This is a genomic window from Ruficoccus amylovorans (assembly GCF_014230085.1).
GTDB classification, from domain to species: Bacteria; Verrucomicrobiota; Verrucomicrobiia; order Opitutales; family Cerasicoccaceae; genus Ruficoccus; species Ruficoccus amylovorans.
Map to the genome: position 1 here is coordinate 307798 of NZ_JACHVB010000020.1, position 19350 is coordinate 327147.

Annotated in this window: 15 protein-coding genes, 1 tRNA gene and 1 pseudogene; 13 read left to right on the forward strand and 4 right to left on the reverse strand. The window is 61.8% G+C overall.

From position 1 onward, the window contains the following. Nucleotides 1-24 precede the first annotated feature (24 nt). Both H5P28_RS07770 and lspA read left to right on the forward strand, forming a co-directional pair. Entirely contained in the window at nucleotides 25-843 is an 819-nt protein-coding gene (locus H5P28_RS07770) for a TraR/DksA family transcriptional regulator (RefSeq protein ID WP_185675141.1), read from the forward strand. 10 nt (nucleotides 844-853) lie between these two features. Beyond that, nucleotides 854-1384, forward strand: a complete 531-nt coding sequence (gene lspA, locus H5P28_RS07775; RefSeq protein ID WP_185675142.1) for a signal peptidase II — start codon at nucleotides 854-856, stop codon at nucleotides 1382-1384. A gap of 306 nt (nucleotides 1385-1690) precedes the next feature. Here the strand turns inward: lspA and H5P28_RS07780 are convergent. Further along, nucleotides 1691-1777, reverse strand: a tRNA-Tyr gene (locus H5P28_RS07780). Between the two features lie 165 nt (nucleotides 1778-1942). Here H5P28_RS07780 and H5P28_RS07785 point away from each other — a divergent pair. Then, a complete protein-coding gene (locus H5P28_RS07785) occupies nucleotides 1943-3280 on the forward strand; it encodes a chloride channel protein (protein WP_185675143.1) in 1338 nt (445 codons plus the stop codon). A gap of 35 nt (nucleotides 3281-3315) precedes the next feature. Beyond that, nucleotides 3316-5094 carry a chloride channel protein gene (locus tag H5P28_RS07790; RefSeq protein ID WP_185675144.1) on the forward strand — a complete coding sequence of 593 codons (1779 nt, stop codon included), beginning with the start codon at nucleotides 3316-3318 and terminating at the stop codon, nucleotides 5092-5094. 238 nt (nucleotides 5095-5332) lie between these two features. Here H5P28_RS07790 and H5P28_RS07795 read toward each other — a convergent pair whose 3' ends face one another. Next, nucleotides 5333-5923, reverse strand: a complete 591-nt coding sequence (locus H5P28_RS07795; RefSeq protein WP_185675145.1) for a thioredoxin family protein — start codon at nucleotides 5921-5923, stop codon at nucleotides 5333-5335. 19 nt (nucleotides 5924-5942) lie between these two features. Here H5P28_RS07795 and H5P28_RS07800 point away from each other — a divergent pair, with 19 nt between their 5' ends. The 5 genes from H5P28_RS07800 to H5P28_RS07820 all read left to right on the forward strand — a co-directional run bounded on the left by H5P28_RS07800 (nucleotide 5943) and on the right by H5P28_RS07820 (nucleotide 12501). After that, nucleotides 5943-6083: a hypothetical protein gene (locus H5P28_RS07800; RefSeq protein ID WP_185675146.1), complete on the forward strand. Its 141-nt coding sequence runs from the start codon at nucleotides 5943-5945 to the stop codon at nucleotides 6081-6083. A gap of 21 nt (nucleotides 6084-6104) precedes the next feature. Beyond that, nucleotides 6105-7385 carry a serine--tRNA ligase gene (gene serS / locus H5P28_RS07805; protein WP_185675147.1) on the forward strand — a complete coding sequence of 427 codons (1281 nt, stop codon included), beginning with the start codon at nucleotides 6105-6107 and terminating at the stop codon, nucleotides 7383-7385. Nucleotides 7386-7527: 142 nt separating this feature from the next. Next, nucleotides 7528-8181 carry a hypothetical protein gene (locus H5P28_RS07810; protein WP_185675148.1) on the forward strand — a complete coding sequence of 218 codons (654 nt, stop codon included), beginning with the start codon at nucleotides 7528-7530 and terminating at the stop codon, nucleotides 8179-8181. A gap of 6 nt (nucleotides 8182-8187) precedes the next feature. After that, a complete protein-coding gene (locus H5P28_RS07815; protein ID WP_185675149.1) occupies nucleotides 8188-9798 on the forward strand; it encodes an O-linked N-acetylglucosamine transferase family protein in 1611 nt (536 codons plus the stop codon). Nucleotides 9799-9900: 102 nt separating this feature from the next. Next, nucleotides 9901-12501 (forward strand): U32 family peptidase, encoded by a 2601-nt coding sequence (locus H5P28_RS07820; RefSeq protein ID WP_185675150.1) that lies wholly within the window; start codon nucleotides 9901-9903, stop codon nucleotides 12499-12501. Nucleotides 12502-12512: 11 nt separating this feature from the next. Here the strand turns inward: H5P28_RS07820 and H5P28_RS07825 are convergent. Continuing rightward, a pseudogene (locus H5P28_RS07825) lies at nucleotides 12513-12671 on the reverse strand (2-hydroxyacid dehydrogenase); the annotation flags it as partial. Between the two features lie 245 nt (nucleotides 12672-12916). Here H5P28_RS07825 and H5P28_RS07830 point away from each other — a divergent pair. The 4 genes from H5P28_RS07830 to H5P28_RS07845 all read left to right on the forward strand — a co-directional run bounded on the left by H5P28_RS07830 (nucleotide 12917) and on the right by H5P28_RS07845 (nucleotide 17428). Beyond that, a complete protein-coding gene (locus H5P28_RS07830; RefSeq protein ID WP_185675151.1) occupies nucleotides 12917-13774 on the forward strand; it encodes an EamA family transporter in 858 nt (285 codons plus the stop codon). Between the two features lie 287 nt (nucleotides 13775-14061). After that, a complete protein-coding gene (locus H5P28_RS07835; protein ID WP_185675152.1) occupies nucleotides 14062-15126 on the forward strand; it encodes a PEP-CTERM sorting domain-containing protein in 1065 nt (354 codons plus the stop codon). Nucleotides 15127-15266: 140 nt separating this feature from the next. Further along, nucleotides 15267-16607 (forward strand): hypothetical protein, encoded by a 1341-nt coding sequence (locus H5P28_RS07840; protein WP_185675153.1) that lies wholly within the window; start codon nucleotides 15267-15269, stop codon nucleotides 16605-16607. Continuing rightward, the gene (locus tag H5P28_RS07845) at nucleotides 16607-17428 is read left to right on the forward strand and encodes a type II secretion system protein (RefSeq protein WP_185675154.1); all 822 of its coding nucleotides are present in this window, start codon (nucleotides 16607-16609) and stop codon (nucleotides 17426-17428) included. The genes H5P28_RS07840 and H5P28_RS07845 overlap by 1 nt, the downstream gene beginning before the upstream one ends. A gap of 42 nt (nucleotides 17429-17470) precedes the next feature. Here the strand turns inward: H5P28_RS07845 and H5P28_RS07850 are convergent, their stop codons facing one another. Beyond that, nucleotides 17471-19345 (reverse strand): hypothetical protein, encoded by a 1875-nt coding sequence (locus H5P28_RS07850; protein ID WP_185675155.1) that lies wholly within the window; start codon nucleotides 19343-19345, stop codon nucleotides 17471-17473. Nucleotides 19346-19350: the final 5 nt, after the last annotated feature.

Genomic DNA, 19350 nt, shown 5'->3' on the forward strand with positions numbered 1-19350 from the left:
AAAAAAGCAAAATCCGCTGCCAACATGAAAAAAACCGAGAGCAAAGCCGCCGACAACTCCAAGGCGGACGTTGTAGATTCCAAGACCAAAGAAATCGTTCTCAACGCGCGCAAGCGCACCGTGACGCCCGCCCTTTTCAAGCAGCGGAAGGGGGGCAAAAACACGCCTGTCGTCTTCACTATGGAAGACGTCGAGGAGATGCTCAAGAACCGTAAAACCGGCGACGAAGAGCAGGCCAAGGCCGCCGCCGGCAAGGCCCAGCCCAAGAAAAAGGCTGAAACGTCTATCGAAGACATCAAGGTCGAACCCCGCAATCACGGGGCCGCTTCGCTGAGCGATATTCTCGGCTTCAACCCGGCCGAAAAAGCCGCCAAACAGAGCGAGGATAACGTCCCGCAGAAGTGGATCAAGTACTACAAGGCCCTGGTCGAACTGCGCGACCACGTCAACGACGGCCTCCAACTCCACACCGCCGACACGCTCAAGCGCTCGAACAAGGAAGACTCCGGCGACCTCTCCGGCTACGGCCAGCACATGGCTGACGCCGGGACCGACACCTTTGACCGCGACTTCGCCCTGAGCCTCGTCTCCAGCGAGCAGGAAGCCCTCTACGAGATTGAAGAGGCCATCCAGCGCATCTTTAACGACACCTACGGCACCTGCGAGATCACCGGCGAACCCATCGCCAAGGACCGCCTGCTGGCCGTGCCCTTCACCCGCTACTCCCTGGAGGGCCAGCGGGAACTGGAGAAGCAGCGTCGCAACAAGATTCAGCGCGTGGGAGTCCTGAGCGAGGACAGCGACGACGCGATGAACTTCACGGACGACGACGGCGACAACTGAGGCGGGCCGCATGAACGCCGCCCGCCTGCGCCCCTACCGGCTGCTGCTCGTGGTCGCCCTGCTGGTCCTCGTCGTGGACCAGATCACCAAACTGATCATCGTCGAATGGCTGCCGGTGGGCACCTACTTCGTCGGCTCCAGCCTGCCGCCTGTGATCGTGATCCCAGACTTCTTCTATCTGGTCCATATCACGAACAAAGGCGCAGCCTGGGGCATGTTCGAGGGCTACACGCTCGTACTCGGTCTGCTGGGTGTGGTCGCGTTGTATTCAATTTTCCATTACAGGGCCACGCTCGGCCTGAAGCGCCCGCTCATGCAGGTCGCATTCGGGCTGCTGATCGGGGGCATCATCGGCAATATGATCGACCGCTTCGCTTACAAGCATGTGGTGGACTTCATCGACCTGCACTTCGGCTCCTATCGCTACCCCTCATTTAACATCGCCGACTGCGGGATAACCATCGGTGTGGGCCTGTACATTCTGGCCACGATTCTGGACGCCTGGAAAGCCCGCAAGAATGGCACCGTGACGGAAGGCTGAGGCCGGAGCCGCAATCAGCCGTGTGGTCGAGTTTACACAAACGAGTCCACTGGCGCGCTTAGTCTTGCGATCTTGGAAAGGCAGCAGACTGCCTTGGCGAAACGGCTCAGTTTACGTGGACACGGCCACCGGTCGATCCCCTGTAATCGTGGACCGGTATAGGGACCGGTTTTCCAATCCAAGGTGGTCTTTTCGGTTCCGCAAACTATCACGGAAAATTACGAAATTAAAAAGTCGCAAGTCCTTGCTTATGGCGCAGTTAGTCAAAAAAATCCTCTCCTGACGCGGAGAGGCAAAAAAGTGAAATGGTGGTGGGAACTGGATTCGAACCAGTGAACCGATTACCGGAACAGATTTACAGTCTGCGTGCTTTAGCCACTTGCATATCCCACCACTCGAAAGCGGCGTATTCCCTTGCGGGAAAAGTTGATGAAAGTACCGTTCGTCCCGGCTTTGCCAAGTCTTTTTTTGAAAAGATTGGAAGTTAATCGCAAACATCGGCTTCCAGAGCTTGGGTACTTGACGGTGAGCGGGCGGTTTGTTAAAGCTTGACGGAATATGAGTGGTTCAGCAGAGGGCTTCCCCGAAGGGGAGATTCCAGCGCGATACAAGTTTTTTTCACCGCAGGCATGGCGGTGCTATGCGCTGTTTTTAATGGGTGCGCTCATGATCGGGCTGGCGGCTTATGTCTTTACCCTGCTGGAGCATTGGTCGGGGAAGTACTTGGAATGGGCGTTGGGAGTTTCCTGGGCTTTGCCGTTTGTGACGGCTCCGCTCGGGCTCATGACGATTATTTTTATTCGCAACCGCTTTTTTGACGGTACGCAAGGGACCGGGATTCCGCAGACGATTGCCGCGCTCAAAATGGAGGCAGGCCCCAACCGGCGTTACCTGCTATCGCTGCGGATCGCAGTGGGGAAATTCTTCCTGACCGCGCTCGGGCTCTTTTGCGGAGCGTCTATCGGGCGCGAAGGGCCGACGGTCCAGATCGGCGCGAGTATTCTGTCCACCCTCAACCGCTACGCGAAATTCCCGCGTCATCTGGTGGAGCGGGGGTTAATCCTCGGCGGGGGCGCGGCGGGGATTGCCGCTTCCTTTAATGCCCCGGTCGCCGGGACGGTGTTTGCCTTCGAGGAGATCGGACGCTCGTTCGACAAGCACAACGCCAGCACGATTGTGCTGACGGTGGCCATTGCCTGTCAGGTGGTCTTGTCCTGCCTGGGGGGCTTTTATCTCTTTTACGGCGAGGTCAACACCGCGCTCGTGACGGTAACCGGCTGGGCGGCTCTGCTGGTGATCGCGGTGGTGCTGGGAGCGCTCGGAGGGGCTTTTGCCAAGTGTTTGCTGTTGCTGACGGACCGGCTGGTCAAATACTGGACCACGCATCCGTACTGGATGGCAGGCGGAGTGGGACTGGTGCTCGCGCTGATCGGTCTGGCTTCCGGGGGGCTGAGCTATGGCAGCGGCTACGAGCACGCCAAGCAGATCCTGATCGAGGGGGAGCAGTTGCCGTGGTTCTACGCCTTTAGCCGTATGCTGGCGACTTTTGCCACGCTCCTGAGCGGGATTCCCGGCGGTCTTTTTGACCCGACCTTGTCGGCGGGTGCCGGGTTTGGGCAGCTCTTCAGCGAGCTTTTTCCGTCGGTGCCACCGCAGGCGATTATCCTGCTGGCCATGGTCTCGTTTTTCTCCGGCGTGGTGCAGAGCCCGATCACATCGGCGACGATTCTGGTCGAGATGACCAGTGCCTACGAAATGATTTTACCGCTATTGATCGCCGCTATTATCGCTTACGAGTTTTCGCATATGATTTGTCGCAATTCGCTCTATGAGGAAATCTCCGAGACCTTCCTGAGGGTCTTCCGTGAACGTCACGGAAAGGAGATGCAGTCATAAAGACTTTTTTCGGGCTTCAAAGGTTTCCGGACTGGTTGCGCCGACGTTTCTCGGACAATCAGCGTTTCCTGATCCTGTGTACCGTGGCCGGTGTCCTGTGCGGGCTGGCGGCGGTCGGTTTTCATCTGGCGATTGAGTACACCTTTCACCTGGTCTGGCATCTGTCGCAGATGACGGGACCGGTGTGGTTCTGGGTCGTGATGCCGCTGATGCCCGCCGCCGGCGGGTTGATCGTGGGCCTGTTCCTGTGGAAGATCGCGCCGAGCGCCTCGGGCAGCGGCATCCCGCAGACCAAGGCCGCCTATTACAACGATTTTGGCCGAATCACGCTCAAGGACGGATTCTTCCGCTTTCTGCTGGGAACGATTTTTATCGGGATGGGCAACGCCCTCGGGCGGGAAGGCCCGACGGTGCACATGTGCGCGGCCATCGCTTCGACGCTGGGACGCTGGGCCGGACTGGCCAAGGCTCGGGTCCAGGCCATGGTGCCGGTCGGCATGGGGGCGGGCATTGCCGCTGCCTTCAACGCGCCGCTGTCGGCCATCTTTTTTGTTTTCGAGGAACTGCTCTCGGACTTCAGCACAAAGGCGCTGGGCGGGATCGTGATCGCCGTAGTCGTGGCGGCGGCGGTTTCGCGGAGCATCCTCGGTGAAGACCCGGTCCTGCAGGTCGGATTATCCGAGGATAATGTGCGCACGGCCTGGTGGATGCTGGTCTCGCTCCCACTGGGGGTGGCGTCGGGCTTTGTCGGGTCGTTTTTCGTCACTACCCTGCTGAAGGCCCGGAGCATTCAGCGTCAGTGGAAGGGGCTCCCCGTCTGGATGAAGCCGGCGCTGGGCGGGCTCACTGTCGGTATTGTCGGGGTGAGCGCCTTCGCCTTCACGGGCTACTTTGGCGACCCGCAGACGGGGGTGTTCAGTATCGGTTATATCAGCCTCGATGCGGCCTTCGAGGGGCGGCTGATCTTTATCGTGTTGCTGGCGCTGTTTGTTTTCAAATTTATCGCGGTCGTCATCAGCTACGCAACTGGCGGTAGTGGTGGTCTGTTTTCGCCGACGCTGTTTCTGGGCGGGATGCTCGGTGGTATCTTCGGGGTGGCACTGCTGTACCTGCACCGCGAGTTCGGGTGGTTCGGCGGCCTGCCCAGAGACGAGGATGTGGTCGGGGCCTGCGTGCTGCTGGGGATGGGCGCGATGTTCGCCTCTATCGTGCGTTGTCCGATTACCTCGCTGGTCATCATCTTCGAAATGACCCGCAACTACTCCTTTATCCTGCCGCTGATCGCGGGCAACATGATCGCTTACTTCATCTCGGCGCGTAAGCGGGCGGTGCCGCTCTACGACGCGCTGCTGATCCAGGACGGGGTCACACTGCGTAAGATGCCCAGCTACCAGGGGATGCGCGACTACCAAAACCTGCCCGTGAGCGCGATCATGACCCATGACAGCGTGACGGTGGACGGCAGCCTGAACAGCGCCGAAAACCTGAAACTGCTCGACGGACGCAAGCACCACGGCTACCCGGTGATTAATGCCGAGGGCGCACTGTGCGGAATGATTACGCACCACGAACTGCTGGAAAATGTCGAACACGAGCTGAACGAGCCGCTGGCCAAGCTTGTCCTCGACCAACGCTTGGTGACGGTCTTGCCGGACACGTCGATCCGTGCCGTGGCGGCACAGTTGATCAAGGAGGACGTCTTGCAAGTCCCCGTGGTCAGCCAGAAGGACGCGACCAAGCTGCTGGGGATCGTCACCCTGCACGACATCGCCCGCCAGCAAAACGCCGTGACCGAGCAGTTCGGGCGCGACTAGGGCACTTCACCTAAAAGCCGTCCCAGTATCCGTCCTCTTCGTCCTTGCAGACGTTTTTTCTGATCAACCGCAGAGACGCCAAGACGCAGAGTTACTCCTCTGAGCTCTCACTGGTCTTGATGCCTTAGGAGATTTAAAAGGAAGGCCGGAAGGGAGGAGATACCTCTGCATGCCTTGGCGTGCTTTCCGCTCTTCCTGTTAAAAATCCCTGCCCCTCGGGGCCGATCCGACGCGGCAATTATGACTTGTTGCGGAAATACTCCGGTTCGCTGCCGGGTTTCCACTTGATGTTGCAGCCGATGGAGGGCTTTTGCACGTCGTCGGGGATTTCCTCATTATCGAGGACGGCGTCGAGGGCGGCGCGGAGGTCGGAGCCGGTCACGTTGATGCCGTTGCCGGGGCGGGCGTCGTCGAACTGCCCACGGTAAACCAGCAGCCGGTCCCTGCCGAAAACATAAAAATCCGGTGTGCACGAGGCGCGGAAGGCCTTGGCCACTTTTTGGGATTCGTCCAGACAGTAGGGAAAGCTGTACCCCTGCTCGGCGACTTCGCGCACCATGTTTTCCATGCTGTCGTCAGGGTAGTTCTCGATGTCGTTGCTGTTGATCGCGACAAAGGCTACGCCCTTGTCCTGATACTCGCCCGCCAGGTGCGCGATCTCGCGCCGGAGCATGCGCACATAGGGGCAGTGGTTGCAGATGAACATGACCACGTAGGCTTTCGCCCCGTCAAACGCTTCCAGCGACACCGTGTTGCCCTGCGTGTCGGGCAGGTGAAAGGCCGGAGCGGGAGTCCCCAGGGGGAGCATGGTGGAATTTACAGCAACCATAGGGCCAGAGTAATAGCGCATGAATATCCCGCGTCAAGCCGTGCTTGCGCGTGAGAAAATGCCTGTGGGGCCTTTTCGCGTGCGTGTCGCCGAAAATCCCCGCCAACAAATCCGCGCCCGGCTGTCGAAAGGTTTGCCAGCGGCTTTTCCGGTGTTCTAGGCTGTGTCTTTTGTTTTTGCCATGATCGACATCAAACTTTTACGCGACGACCCCGAGGGGCTGAAGAAGGCCATTGCCCGCAAGAAGTTCACCGTGGAGTGGGACGCCATTCTGCGGCTGGACGAGGAGCGCCGCTCCGCCATCAACAAGGCCGAGACCAAGCGCGCCGAGCAAAAGGCCGCCAGCAAGGAAGTCGGGCAGTTCAAGGACAAGAAGTCCCCGGAATTCCAGAGCCTGCTCGCCTCGATGAAGGTCCTCGCCGATGAAGTCAAGGAGCTCGAAGCCGCCGCTGCCGACATTGAGACGCAGTGGAAGGGGCTTTTCCTCTCCATCCCGAACATGCCCGACGCCAGCGTGCCCGAGGGCCGCACCGAGGAGGACAACGTCGTGGCCGCGACCTGGGGCGAACCCGCCGAGGTGTCGGCACACGCCGTTCCCCACTGGGACATCCCGTGGTTTTCGCAGGCCATCGACTTTGAGCGCGGCGTCAAGGCCACCGGCGCGGGCTTCCCGTTCTACGTCGGCGACATGGCCCGGCTTGTGCGTTCGCTGATCAGCTTCTTCCTGGAGGAGGCCCGCCTCAACGGCTACGAGGAAGTCCTGCCCCCGCTCATGGTCAACGCCGCCAGCGCCACTGCCACCGGCCAACTCCCTGACAAGGAGGGCCAGATGTACCACATGCCGGTCGAGGATTTTTACATGATCCCCACCGCCGAGGTGCCGGTCACGAATTTCTTCCGCGAGGAAACCTTCGATGAGGCCGAGCTGCCCGTTTACCGCTGCGGCTACACCCCGTGCTTCCGCCGTGAGGCCGGGAGTTGGGGCAAGCACGTGCGCGGCCTCAACCGCCTGCACCAGTTCGACAAGGTCGAGCTGGTCAAGTGGGTCCACCCGGACAAGAGCTTCGAGGAACTCGAACTGCTGCGCGGCAACGCCGAAGTCATCCTGCAAAAGCTTGGCCTGCCGTACCGCGTCCTGCTCATGTGCGCCGGGGACATCGGCTTCCCCCACGCCAAGCAGTACGACCTCGAAGTCTGGGCCGGTGGCCAGCAGCGTTGGCTGGAAGTCTCCAGTTGCTCGAATTTTACCGATTTCCAGGCCCGCCGCGCCGGTATCCGCTTCCGCCCCAAGGGCGGCGGCAAGGCCGAAATCGTCCACACCCTCAACGGCTCCGGCCTCGCCGTCCCGCGCGTGCTCGCCGCCCTGCTGGAAAATAACCTCCAGCAAGACGGCACCGTCAAGGTCCCCGAATGCCTCCACCGCTGGTGCGGCTTCGAGACCCTCGCGCCGAAAGCAAAGTAGAGATGAGAGGGGGAACGCGGGGCTCGTCCCCGCGCCCGCGCCGGAGGCATGAGATTTCTCCTGCTCCGCACAATCCATATGCCAGACCGCGTGGCCAAGCGCCACTACCAGATAAAAGCTTGAGAAATAAGGACTAGAACCCATGCTAATCGCCATGTCTTCTGGTTCTAGCTACAAAGATCGTATCGCTGCACGTAAATCGCGCCTTCTGGCGCCCTCCGCTGTCGCCGCCACCGTGGCGCTTGGGAGCATCGCCAGCAGCGCCCAAGCGGCGATTTCCTATCATTTGACCCCCGGGGTCAGCGGGGGTTTTCTATCTCTCAATCCCTTAACGGGAGATACCAGCATCAGCTTCGGCGTCAGTGACACCTATCCGATAAGTGCGGGCGCATGCACAACGAACCTGGTTCTTTTAAATGAAGGGAACCTTGGCAGCGGTCTGCACACCGTTATGCTTTCGTCCGGTGATATTGTTGACGAGAATCTCAGCTATGGCACAAGCGATCTCACCGGCCGTGGCACTCTCCCCTTCGGAGATGATTTTTATATCGGCTTCCGTTTCACCGGACAGGGTACAAACAACGACGAGACCTACTACGGGTACATGCAGTTGTTTTCCGACACTCCCAACAACATCGAGCTGATCGGCTACGCTATCGGTGGCAACAACGAAGCCGTGCCGATCTCGCCGGTCCCCGAACCCGCGACCTATGCGCTCGGCTTTGGTGTGCTGGCCCTAATGGGCTGCCTGCTGGCAAAAAGACTTGGAAAGCGCCTCTCGGCGGCCTCAAAGTAGGCCCCGGTGAAAGCCCCGGCGACCACAGTTGAACAAATCCTCCTCGATGCTCAGGCAACCCTGAAGGCCAGGGACTGGGATCGGCTGACCCGGTTGGCGCGTATGCTCCAGCGTAACCGCCAATGGGAAGCTGCCGAGCACTGCCTGCAACAAGTCCTGGCGCAAGTGCCCGGTCACCATGAGGCGCAACTGGCGCTCGCCGACCACTTTATGATCGGGGGGCGGGCCGACGAGGCTCGTCAACTGATCGAGGCCGCGCTGGCCGCCCGCCCCGGCGACCCGCTCCTGCTCATGGCCTTCGCTCGGGCCTGCTCGTCGATGGGCGAGATCGAGGACGCCCTCGCTGCGCTCGACCTGGCCGAGTCCAAACCCGGCCCCTGGCAGGCACGGGCGGGACGGCTTTTCGCGCTCAACCTGGCCTACCTCCCAGATGTCAGCGCCGAGGACTTGCGCGACTGCGGAACCGAGTGGGAAAAACGTTACGCGCCGGTTGCCTCCCCTCGCCCGGTATTGCCGGCGCGGCGGCCCGGACGCTGGCGCATCGGCTATTATTCGCCGGACTTCTGCCGACATTCGGTCGCGCATTTCCTGCCAGGGATATTCGAGCGGCATGACCGTGACGCCTTTGAAATCCACCTCTACAGCGACACCCCGCTGCGCGACGAGATCACCGCTCGCTACCGCCAATTGGCCGAGCACTGGCACGAGTTGACCGACCTGCCCGACGCCGAGGCGGTCGCCACTTTGCGGGCTGGGGAGCTTGACCTGCTGGTCGATTGCAGCGGATTTTTCGGGGCCTGCCGCCCGCAGTTGTTCTCGCAACGCCCGGCCCGCGTGCAGGCCCACTTTCTCGGGTACAACGGCACCACCGGCCTGCGCTCGCTTGATTATCGCTTCACCGACGCCATCTGCGAGCCACCCGGGACGGAAGCCGCCAGTTCGGAAAAACTCGTCCGGCTGGAGCCGGGCTTCCACTGCTACCGTCCGCTGACAGACGCGCCCGAGCCCGGCCCCCTCCCCTCCGCCACCAACGGCTACGTCACCTTCGGGAGCTTCAACAACCTCCCAAAAGTCAACGACGAGGTCGTCGCCCTCTGCGTCGATGTGCTTCAGTCCCTCCCCGACAGCCGCCTGCTGATCAAAGCTATTTCTCTAACCAATCCGGCCAGTCGCCAGCTTCTGGTGAAGCGCTTCGAGGCGCTGGGGATTGACCCCGGGCGCATTGATGCGCTCCCGCCTTCCCCCGGCCAGCAGGAGCATCTGGAGACCTACGACCGGGTGGATATCACGCTCGACACCTTTCCGTGTAATGGCACCACCACTACACTTGAATCGCTCTGGATGGGCGTACCCGTCCTCACCCTGCCAGGGCAGCGGCACAGCGCACGGGTCAGCGCCAGCCTACTCTCACAGGTCGGCCTGCAAGCCTGCGTGGTCAACGACCCGACCGGATTTGTGGAAACGGCCAAACGACTCGCCCGCGACGAGCAACTGCGCGCCGACTGGCGCAACTCCCTCCGCCAACGCATCCGCAACGCTCCGCTGGGCGACCCCGGCCAGTTCGTTCCCAGGCTGGAAGCAGCCTACCGCCAAATCATCCGTGCCAGCGAAAGTTAAAGGGCGGCTGGTTTATTAAACGCCGCCCTCCTTTCACCCGACGAAGCCCGACCTTGCTAATTGGCGCGAAATACGTTCCTTTGCTGCTGTTTTAGGGATTTTATGGGAAAACTTTTACCGAAACGCCTGGGAACGGCGGGAACCGGCGACGCGCAACTCCTGCGCAAGCCCGAGCTACTCGCGCCCGCCGGTGACTGGGAATGCGCCCGCGCCGCCATCGAGAACGGCGCTGACGCCATTTACTTCGGTCTGGAGTGCTTTAACGCCCGGCTGCGCGCCCATAACTTCGCGACGACGGAGCTGCCCGAGATCATGGCCCGGCTCCATGAGCGCGGGGTGCGTGGCTACGTCACATTCAACACCCTGGTCTTCGCCGACGAACTGGCCCAGGCGGAGGATTTTTTGCGTAAAATCATCGCCGCCGGGACCGACGCCGCCATCGTGCAGGACGTGGGCATCTGCCGCCTCATCCGGCGGCTTTCGCCCGATTTCCCCATTCACGCCTCCACCCAGATGAGCATCACCAGCGAGGCGGGCGTGCGCTTCGCGGCGGAGCTGGGCTGTTCGGTCGCTGTGCTCGCCCGCGAATGCTCGCTGCAGGAAGTCGCCGCCATCCGCGAAAAATGCGAGGCCGACTGGGTTTCCCTGCCACTGGAGATTTTTGTCCACGGCGCGCTCTGCGTGGCCTATTCCGGCCAGTGCCTGACCAGCGAAGCCCTCGGCGGCCGTTCGGCCAACCGGGGCGAGTGCGCCCAAGCCTGCCGCCTGCCCTACGAACTGATCAGCGACGGCAAGAACGTGCCGCTCGGGGACCGGCGCTACCTGCTCAGCCCGCAGGATCTGGCCGGTCTTGACGCGCTGCCGGGGATCGTCCGCGCCGGGGTGTCCTCGCTCAAGATCGAGGGCCGTCTCAAGAGCCCCGAATACGTCGCCGCCGTGACCGGCGTCTATCGCCGCGCCCTCGACAAGGCCTGGGCCGAACTCGGCCCGCAGGCGGAGGCTTTGGCTTCGTCTACCGCTGTCTCAGGCAAGCCTGCCGCCAGCGGAGAAACGCCCTCGGCGCAGGAGGAGCGCTACCAGTTGGACATGACTTTTTCGCGCGGCTTCCACACCGGCTGGCTGGAAGGGATCGACAACCAGCAACTCGTCCATGCCCGCTTCGGTAAAAAGCGCGGCGTGCGGCTGGGCACGGTCAAATCCACCACCCCGCACGGGCTGCTCATTGTGCCGGAGGGGCCGGTCAAGCCTGGGGACGGCGTGGTCGTGGACCAGGGGCGACCGGACCTGCCCGAGGCCGGGGGTAACGTCAACGCGGTCGAGCCACAGGGCAAACTGCTCTTCTTACGCCTGCACGGGGACGCGCTCCAGCGCGTCCGGATCGAGCCGGGGTCCATCGTCTGGAAAACCGCCGACCCCGCCCTGGAGCGCACCTTGCGCCAGAGCTTCGAGGTCGAGCAGCCCCGCTACAAGCGCCCGCTGGAGGCGCGTACCGAGGGGGCGGACGGCCAGCCGCTTCGCCTGACGGTCTGGGACGAGGAAGGGCTGGAGGCCGTGGCAGAGTCCGCGCAGCCGCTCGAAACCGCCCAGCGCCAGCCGCTGGCCGAAGCCATTTTACGCAAACAGCTCGGGCGGCTGGGCGACACACCATTTTTCCTCGCCGCGCTGGATAACCGCCTGCCCGGCGGGCTCATGCTCCCGCTCTCCCTGCTCAACGCCTGCCGCCGCGAAGCAGTTGAGCGCCTGCTGGAAAAGCGCCGCACGGGCCAGCGCTGGACCTTGCTCTCGCCCTCGGACAACGAAGCCGACGACGAAACTAAAATGACAGCCGGGCCGGAAGCGATTCCCCCCCCGTCCGCCAAGGCGAACCCGGCGCTGATTCCGCTGGTGCGCTCGCTGGAGCAGTTGGACGCCGCGCTGGAACATCCGGCGGGGGATATTTACGTCGAACTGGAGAACCCTCGCCGCTACCCCGAAGCCGTCGAGCGCGTCCGCGCCGCCGGAGCCGGGCACACGGTCTGGGTGGCCCCGCCACGGATTTTCAAGACGGGCGAGGACTGGATCATCAAGCAGTTGCTGGGCTGCGGGGCGGACGGCTTTCTGGCCCGCAACCACGAGCACCTGCGCGCCCTCGCCGGGCAGCGGCTGCGGGGGGATTTTTCGCTCAACGTGGCCAACCCGCTGACCGCCCGCTGGCTGATCGAACGCTGGGGCCTGGAGCGGCTGACCTGCTCTTACGACCTGAACGCCTCGCAGTTGGCGGCACTGCTGGAGTCGGCCCCGCCCGCGTGGTTCGAGGTCACGCTGCACCAGCACATGCCGATGTTTCACATGGAGCACTGCGTGTTTTGCGCCTTTCTCTCCAGCGGAAAGGACTTCCGCGACTGCGGGCGGCCCTGCGAGACGCAAAGCGTCAGCCTGCGCGACCGCGTGGGCGCGGAGCACCCGCTCAAGGCCGACGCCGGTTGTCGCAACACGCTTTTCAACGCCCGGGCGCAGACCGGGGCTGAGTTCGCGCAGGACTTGCTCGGGCTCGGTGTGCGGCACTTCCGGATCGAGTTCCTCAACGAGAGCCCGCAGGAGGTCCGCGAAACGCTCCACCGCTACGCCGCCCTGCTGCGTGGCGAAATCAACGGCACGCAACTCTGGCACGAACTGAGACTTGTCAACCAGCTCGGCGTGACCCGGGGCACCCTGCGGGATTAGAGCCAGGCAGCCTAGAGCATGTCCGGGTAAACACGGTTGGCGCACTCGCCGGTGCGTTCGATTTCGTGCAGGTTGTCCAGCGTGGTCCGGGCGATCTGACGCAGGGCGTTATCCGTGAAAAAGGCCTGGTGGCCGGTGATGAGCACGTTGGGGAACGTGAGCAGTCGGGCTTCCTGAAAAACCATTTCATGACGGCGATCCCCCTTGCCCGCTTCTTTGAAATAACGCTCATCGTAGGGCTTGCTGCTGAAAAAGGTAACGATCATAAACGCACCATGACACAAGCCAGGTGCATCTCAAGACGGATCGGGCAACGCCACGCCCACCCGCTTCGGACGAGCGTACTCATGCTCTGGTCAAGCGCTCTTGCACTCCGCCCCTGCGCCCGGACAAAGGCCCGCTCCTCCCTCGCCCAATGACGCTGCTGTGGATCATCACCGCGTTGTGGGCGGTTTCTTTTTCACTTATCGGGGTTTATATCTCCGGGCAGGTGGACGACACCATCGCCGTCACCACGCGGATGTTTCTGGCGCTGCTTATCTTCCTGCCCTTCTGGCGGCCCGCTCCCTGGCGCAAATCCCTGCGCATGATGGCAACCGGCGCGGTTGAGATCGGCCTGACTTACCTCTTCTTGTACCAGAGTTACCACTACCTAAGCGTGCCGGAGTTGCTGCTGTTTACGATTTTCACGCCCTTGTACGTCAGCCTGTTCTCCGACCTGCTGGCCCGGCGCTGGCCGCGCCAGTTCTGGGCTCCGGCCCTGCTCGCGGTCGCCGGGGCAGCGGTGATCCGCTGGACCGACCTCAGCGGCGACTACTGGATCGGGTTCGCCTTTATCCAGGCCGCCAACGCCTGCTTCGCCTTCGGGCAGGTCTGGTACCGACAGCAGAGCATGGGCAATCCCCTGCCCCACCGCGCCCGCTTCGCGTGGTTCTTTCTCGGCGCGTTCATCATCGCGGGGAGCGCCATGCTGCTGACCGCGGATTGGAGCAAACTGCCCGCAACGCCCGTCCAACAAGGGGTGCTGCTCTGGCTGGGGGTCGTCACCTCCGGACTCGGCTATCTGGGCTGGAGCTACGGCTCGACCAAGGTCAGCGCCCAGCAACTGGCGGTCATGAACAACATGCTCATCCCTGCGGGCATCCTCGTCAACGTGCTCTTCTGGGGCGGACATATCGAGCAGTGGCCACGGCTCCTGCTCGGGTGCGCCTGCCTCGCCGCCGCCCTCTGGCTGTGCCGCAAACGCACGCCAGCCCCAAGCAGGAGTACATAACCGGCACCAATGCCGCTCTTAGGGTTGTCCTTGCTGGAGGGTGTCGTCTTCAACGCTGGCGTTTTCCGTGTCTGGAGAATCAGCTTTTGATCGCAAGATTATTTGAATGCTTCGGCCAATTATAGCCACCATTCGCGGTCGTGCCAGTCGCTGGCATTAGCACGGGGCACAACCGCTATAGCCAGCCTTTATAGCCCGGCCTTTCTCATTTTGTGTGTTGACGGCCAAGAGCAATGAGAGGTACTGCTCACTGTATTGGCATATTGATGCCAATAACTTACCAAGAGATGAAATCTACCATTCGCAGTAAAACACGCTATTCAACCACGCTGACACTCGGCGCTTTCGCGGCCGCCGCCCTGTGCGCCGGGACCGCGCACGCGGAGTACATTACCAGTTCCATATCTGTCATGGCCGACGGGCAGTTCACCGTCAGCGGAGGCAATATTCACTACTGGTCCGCGTCCTCCGGCTACTCCACCTATAACCTCTCCACCGGGGCCACCACCACCATAGGCAAGCCCCCCGCCGGCACATCCAGCAACGGCTTTGGCGACCCCTTCGGCGTGTACGACAGCTCCAGCGGGACTTTTTATACGGCAAGCTTTCGGAGTGGCGGTTCCAGTTATATTTACCGCCATGACAGTGCCAGCGGCTCCTGGTTGCAAAATTCAGGCAGCACCTACGGCACGGAGCTCGTCAACGCCTATGGCGGGGCCACCCGCAACGGCCAACTCTACGTCTCCGGCTTGGTTGAGCCCTGGAATGGCGGCTACGGTCAGTCCACCTTCATCTCGCTCTTTGACGCGGATGGCCGCCAGGACACGCTGATCGAAACGGCGAACAATTCGGCCTACCTGGCTGTCGACGGCGACGGCGGCGTGTATTATGGCATTTTCAACCTCGGCGGATCCTCCTCGCTCTACTACTGGACGGCGGAGCAGGTAGCGTCTGTCACGAACGACCTCTACGCCGAGGGAGCCGTTGACACCTTCCTGACGCTGGCCGACGGACAAATCCTGCTCGACATCGACGGGGGCTTCAACGGCCTGACGGTCGATGAAGCCGGAAATATTTTCTTCTCCGTCAACGGCGGAAGCGCCGGAAGTGTCGTGGGTATGGTGGATGATTCCTCCGAAGGCTACGCCGTGATCTACGACGGACCGGGGATGTGGTACGGGGCTCTCTCCATCGACGGCGACTTCAATGACGGGGCCACACTCTACATGAACAATTACGGTGAAATCGTGGGCATTGCCGTACCGGAACCGGCCACCTACGCCGCGCTCTTCGGCCTGTTTGCACTGGCTTTCGCCGCCCGGCGGCAGGCCCTTTCTTCGAAAAAAGCCTAAAACACTTTGCCACGAGGCACAGGACCGGGCCAGGTCCGAAAGAATGACTAACTGGCGGCTCTGGCCCGGAAAACCTGCCCGTACGGCATCGCCTTCATCGGCGGTGCCGTTGGCGTATGAAGCCAAACCGCCGATTCGACATGAAGCGCTCCCGCATCCTTTACACCGTGGCAGGCGCACTCCTTTTACCGGGAGTGGCGCCCTTGCTGGCACAGCCATACTCCGCCGGCCTGAGTGACAACCGCAATCCATACGACGCGCCGATCCCGGGCTTCGTCGGCCCCGGCGGCGAGGGGAAAGTCAACGACCTCGAAGGCTACGAAAACGAAAATGGCGCAACCTGGGTTAACCCGATTTTCCTCTCGTGGGCCGATACCGTGGTGGACTACAGCCCGGCCTTGGGCACGCACTCGGACGGAAGCTCGGTTGTCGATCCCTATTGGCAGTTCTCAGGCGAAACCCTCGGCCCGGTCACAGGAGATAATTTTGCCGTCGCCTCTCTCGGCGATCTGGATACAGCCGCCATCGAGGCAGGCATTGAGCCTGGCTCACTGACCATCAGTTTCTCCAAGCCGATCCGCAATTTTTCTGGGGCGGACTTCGCCGTTTTCGAGAACGGCTTCGTCTCTAATTACAACACCGGCGGGACCGGAATCGGAGGCGTCTGGGCAGAGCTCGCCTATGTCGAAGTCTCCAGCAACGGACGGGACTTCGCCCGCTTTCCTTCCGTCTCGTTGATCCCGTCGCCGGTCGGGCCTTACGGCTCCGTCGATCCGGGAAACATCTATAATCTGGCAGGCAAGCACGTGAACGCCTACGGGGATAGTTGGGGGACGCCCTTTGACCTGCAGGACCTCGCCAATCACGAACTGGTCCTCAACGGCACGGTGGACCTTGACGACATCACCTGCGTCCGCCTCGTCGATGTGCCCGGCAGTGGCGACTTTCTCGACAGCCTGGGCAACCCCATCTACGACGGCTGGGTAACCTGGGGCAGCGGTGGCGCGGACATCGAGGCCGTCGGCGCGCTCGGCCAAAGCCTCAGCTACGAGGAGTGGAACGGCGGGCGCGGCCTCAGCCGGGACGACGACTCCGACGGCGACGGCTGGACCAACTTCGCCGAATACGCCCTCCGTCTCGATCCGCTGGCACGCGACGGCTACGGCATCACGCGGCTGGAACGCGACAGCGACGGCAGCGTCCACTTCGTCTTCCCCCGCGACGAGCGCAACACCAGTGTGGCCTATATCATTGAAAGCCGCACGGACTTGTCACAGGCGGGCACTTGGGTAGAGGCGGCCCGCTTCGGCCCGTACCTGGCCACCTCAATTGATAGCGACGTATTTGCCGCCTACGCCACCGCAAGTGTGGCCCGGCAAGCCAGCATCGGCGTCTTACAGGAGGTCCGCGTCAAGCTGGCCAGCGCGTCCGTCCTGAGCACGCCCCGGTATTTCCGCCTGCGGCTGGAGGAGGTTTATTAATGATGAAACGAAAAGCATTCACGCTCATCGAACTGCTCAGCGTCATCGCCGTGCTGGCGATCCTGCTAAGCATCATCATGTCGGCTGTGGGGAATATTCGCTTCCTCGCCGAGAAAAACCAGTCCGCCAGCAACATCCGTGAACTGGCCACCGCGAACCTCATTTACGCGCAGGACCACGGACATTTTTCCCCACCTTCGAATCTTACCGACACCATCTGGTGGCACGGCAAGCGCCAGGGCGGAGACTTCGACGGGACGGGCGGCTACCTCAGCGATTATCTCGAAGGCGGAGCCGTCCGCATCTGTCCCATATTCAAGAGGCTGCTGGCCGAAAACGAAGGCGTGCAGTTCGACCGGGGCACGGGTGGCTACGGCTATAACACTACCTACTACGCCCGCCCGGACATGATGCTCGAGCCCATCCCGTCCGGAGCCACTCGTGGCAGTTATCAACCCTGGTGGGCGCGCGGCAATCTGCCGGTAAACATCACCGCCCCTTCGCGCACGGTCATGTTTACCTCGACGGCGATTGTCCGCATGGGCGGCATCGTGGAAACGGGAAACTCCGTTCCCTACCGCCACCTCCAGAACGGCCAACTCGGAGAACGCTCGACCCCGACCTGCCACTTTCGCTTTCGCGGGGAGGCCGTCGTCGCCTGGGGCGACGGGCATGTCACCTTCGAAAAGCGCAACACCCGCATCGACACCAGCCAGAATGTCTATGGCGACAACAACAGCCCGTATCAGGTCGGCTTTTTCGGTTCGGTGGAATGGAACGGCTTCTGGAATCCGCGCGCGCAGGAGCAGCTTCCGTACTGACCACCCCGGCTAGATGGGCACGTAACCAGGCAGCGCACGAGCTTACCGCTCGAAGCGGAACGGCTCGTCATTGAAATCCACTACACGCTCCATGCCACCGGCCCGGAAGGCCACGATCCCGCTGTCCCAGGGGGATTGCAGGTAAGGGCTCCCGTAGGTCGGATAGTCGAGGTCAACCGCTTGCCCGTTGACCATCCGGGTACCGTCCGGCCGGATCACGATGAGGCCGTTGCGCGCGGAGTCGTAGGAGAGTTCGAGTGTCTGCGGGTCGAACGTCACCTTGTTCTTCACGATCCGGGCGCAGAACTCATCGAAGGAACCGAAGTCGTTCAGGTGCCCGCACTCGAACACGGACGCTTTCTTCAAGCCCGGACTGGTCAACTCCATGTACGCATACGGCCCGGTCTTCGTCCATTCGTATCCACCGTGCAAATACACGGCAGCCAGCACGTCCCCTTTGCGGGCAAAGACCCAGCCCGCATCCTCACGAATTTCGTCGAACTCCTTCGCCGGCAGGTACGCGTGGATATACTTGTACCTGGAGCTACCGGGAATGTCCCAGGTGGCCAGAACGGCGTTCTTTTGCTGAAAGGTCTGTACCGTATTGCGGTAGTCCGAGCCGCGCCAGTAGGTGTGTAGCCCGCTGTTGCCAGGGTGATGGGTAAAAATGCGCGCCCCCGGCGAAGCCGTCACGGAAAAATCCCATTCGAGTTGCTGGTGCTTGGCGTAGCGCTCGCCGCCACCCGTCATGGCCGGGTATGGGTCCTGCCACTGGATCGCGCCCAGCAGGTAGCCGTTCGCCAGGTAAGTGAGCTTGCGGATACTGCCCTCAAGCGGTTCCACCGGGAGCACGTCCTCCATGTTGTGCAGGTGCTTGCGCTCACGATTCTCGTAAGGTAAGTCCCGCTCAAGCGCAATGGCCAGCACGACATCCATCGGGCGAAAGCTGGAGAAGAGCGCTTCATTCATGGTCTCCCATGTACTGAGACGCTCCTGCCCGACCAGTCGCATCTTTCCCGAGCCAGGCTCATAGTCGCCGATCCCGAAGTACAGATATTGCAGTTCCTCAAGCGGCCCCTGCCCGTGCCGCAGCACGTCGCTCTCGGCGACGCGTCCGCGCGCCCCGCCGTAGAGGCCACTCTCGGTGTCCACCGCCATGTCGGCCAGAATCAGGTTGACCATCGCGCCCGAAAGCGCCGCCAACTCCGGGTCCGGCGCGAAATCATAAAGTGTCAGCAACCCCTTGATCACGAGCGCCTGGTACCCGGAGGAGTCGAACTCGCCCCACCCTGTGCGGGCACGGTAGCGGATGAACTCCTTCAAATAGGCCGCGTCATCGACCTGTAGTTCCGCCCCGCTCATCCCGTAAGCCGCAAAGGTCTCCTGCGGCAGTTCCGACGCCATCAGGTAACGCGCAGTCGTAAAGACCAGCTTGTGGTTTTCGGAGTGGTACATGCTGGCGTAATTCTGCGTCAGAAAAAACTGCCGGATTTTCTCCCGTGTGGATTCCTCCAAATTCGGGGAATCCTTCAGCGCCACATACAGGCGGGCCAGCTCCAGCGCCGTGAAGTCCACCTCCCCTTGCAGGTCGCGTCCGCGCACATGGGGCCTCTCAAACCATTCCGCCACCTCGCGAATGACTGCGTTGGCCTCTTTCACATGCAGCCCAAGTCGCAGGAGCATGGCCGAGTAGCCGCCGTAAATATTGATCCGCTGCTCCCCGGTGCGCGGCGCCTCCACAGTGCTATCGCTTAGCTGTCCTGCGCTCGCCCCGAGGGTGATGGACAGCAGTTGATCCCGCCGTGTCGCGTAATCATCTCTGACCGCAACCGGGTCCAGCTTGCCTGGACTCACGTCGTTGGTTTCTCCTGTCCCGGCGGACAATACGTTGCAAAAGAGTGCAACCGATGCCATCATGGCAG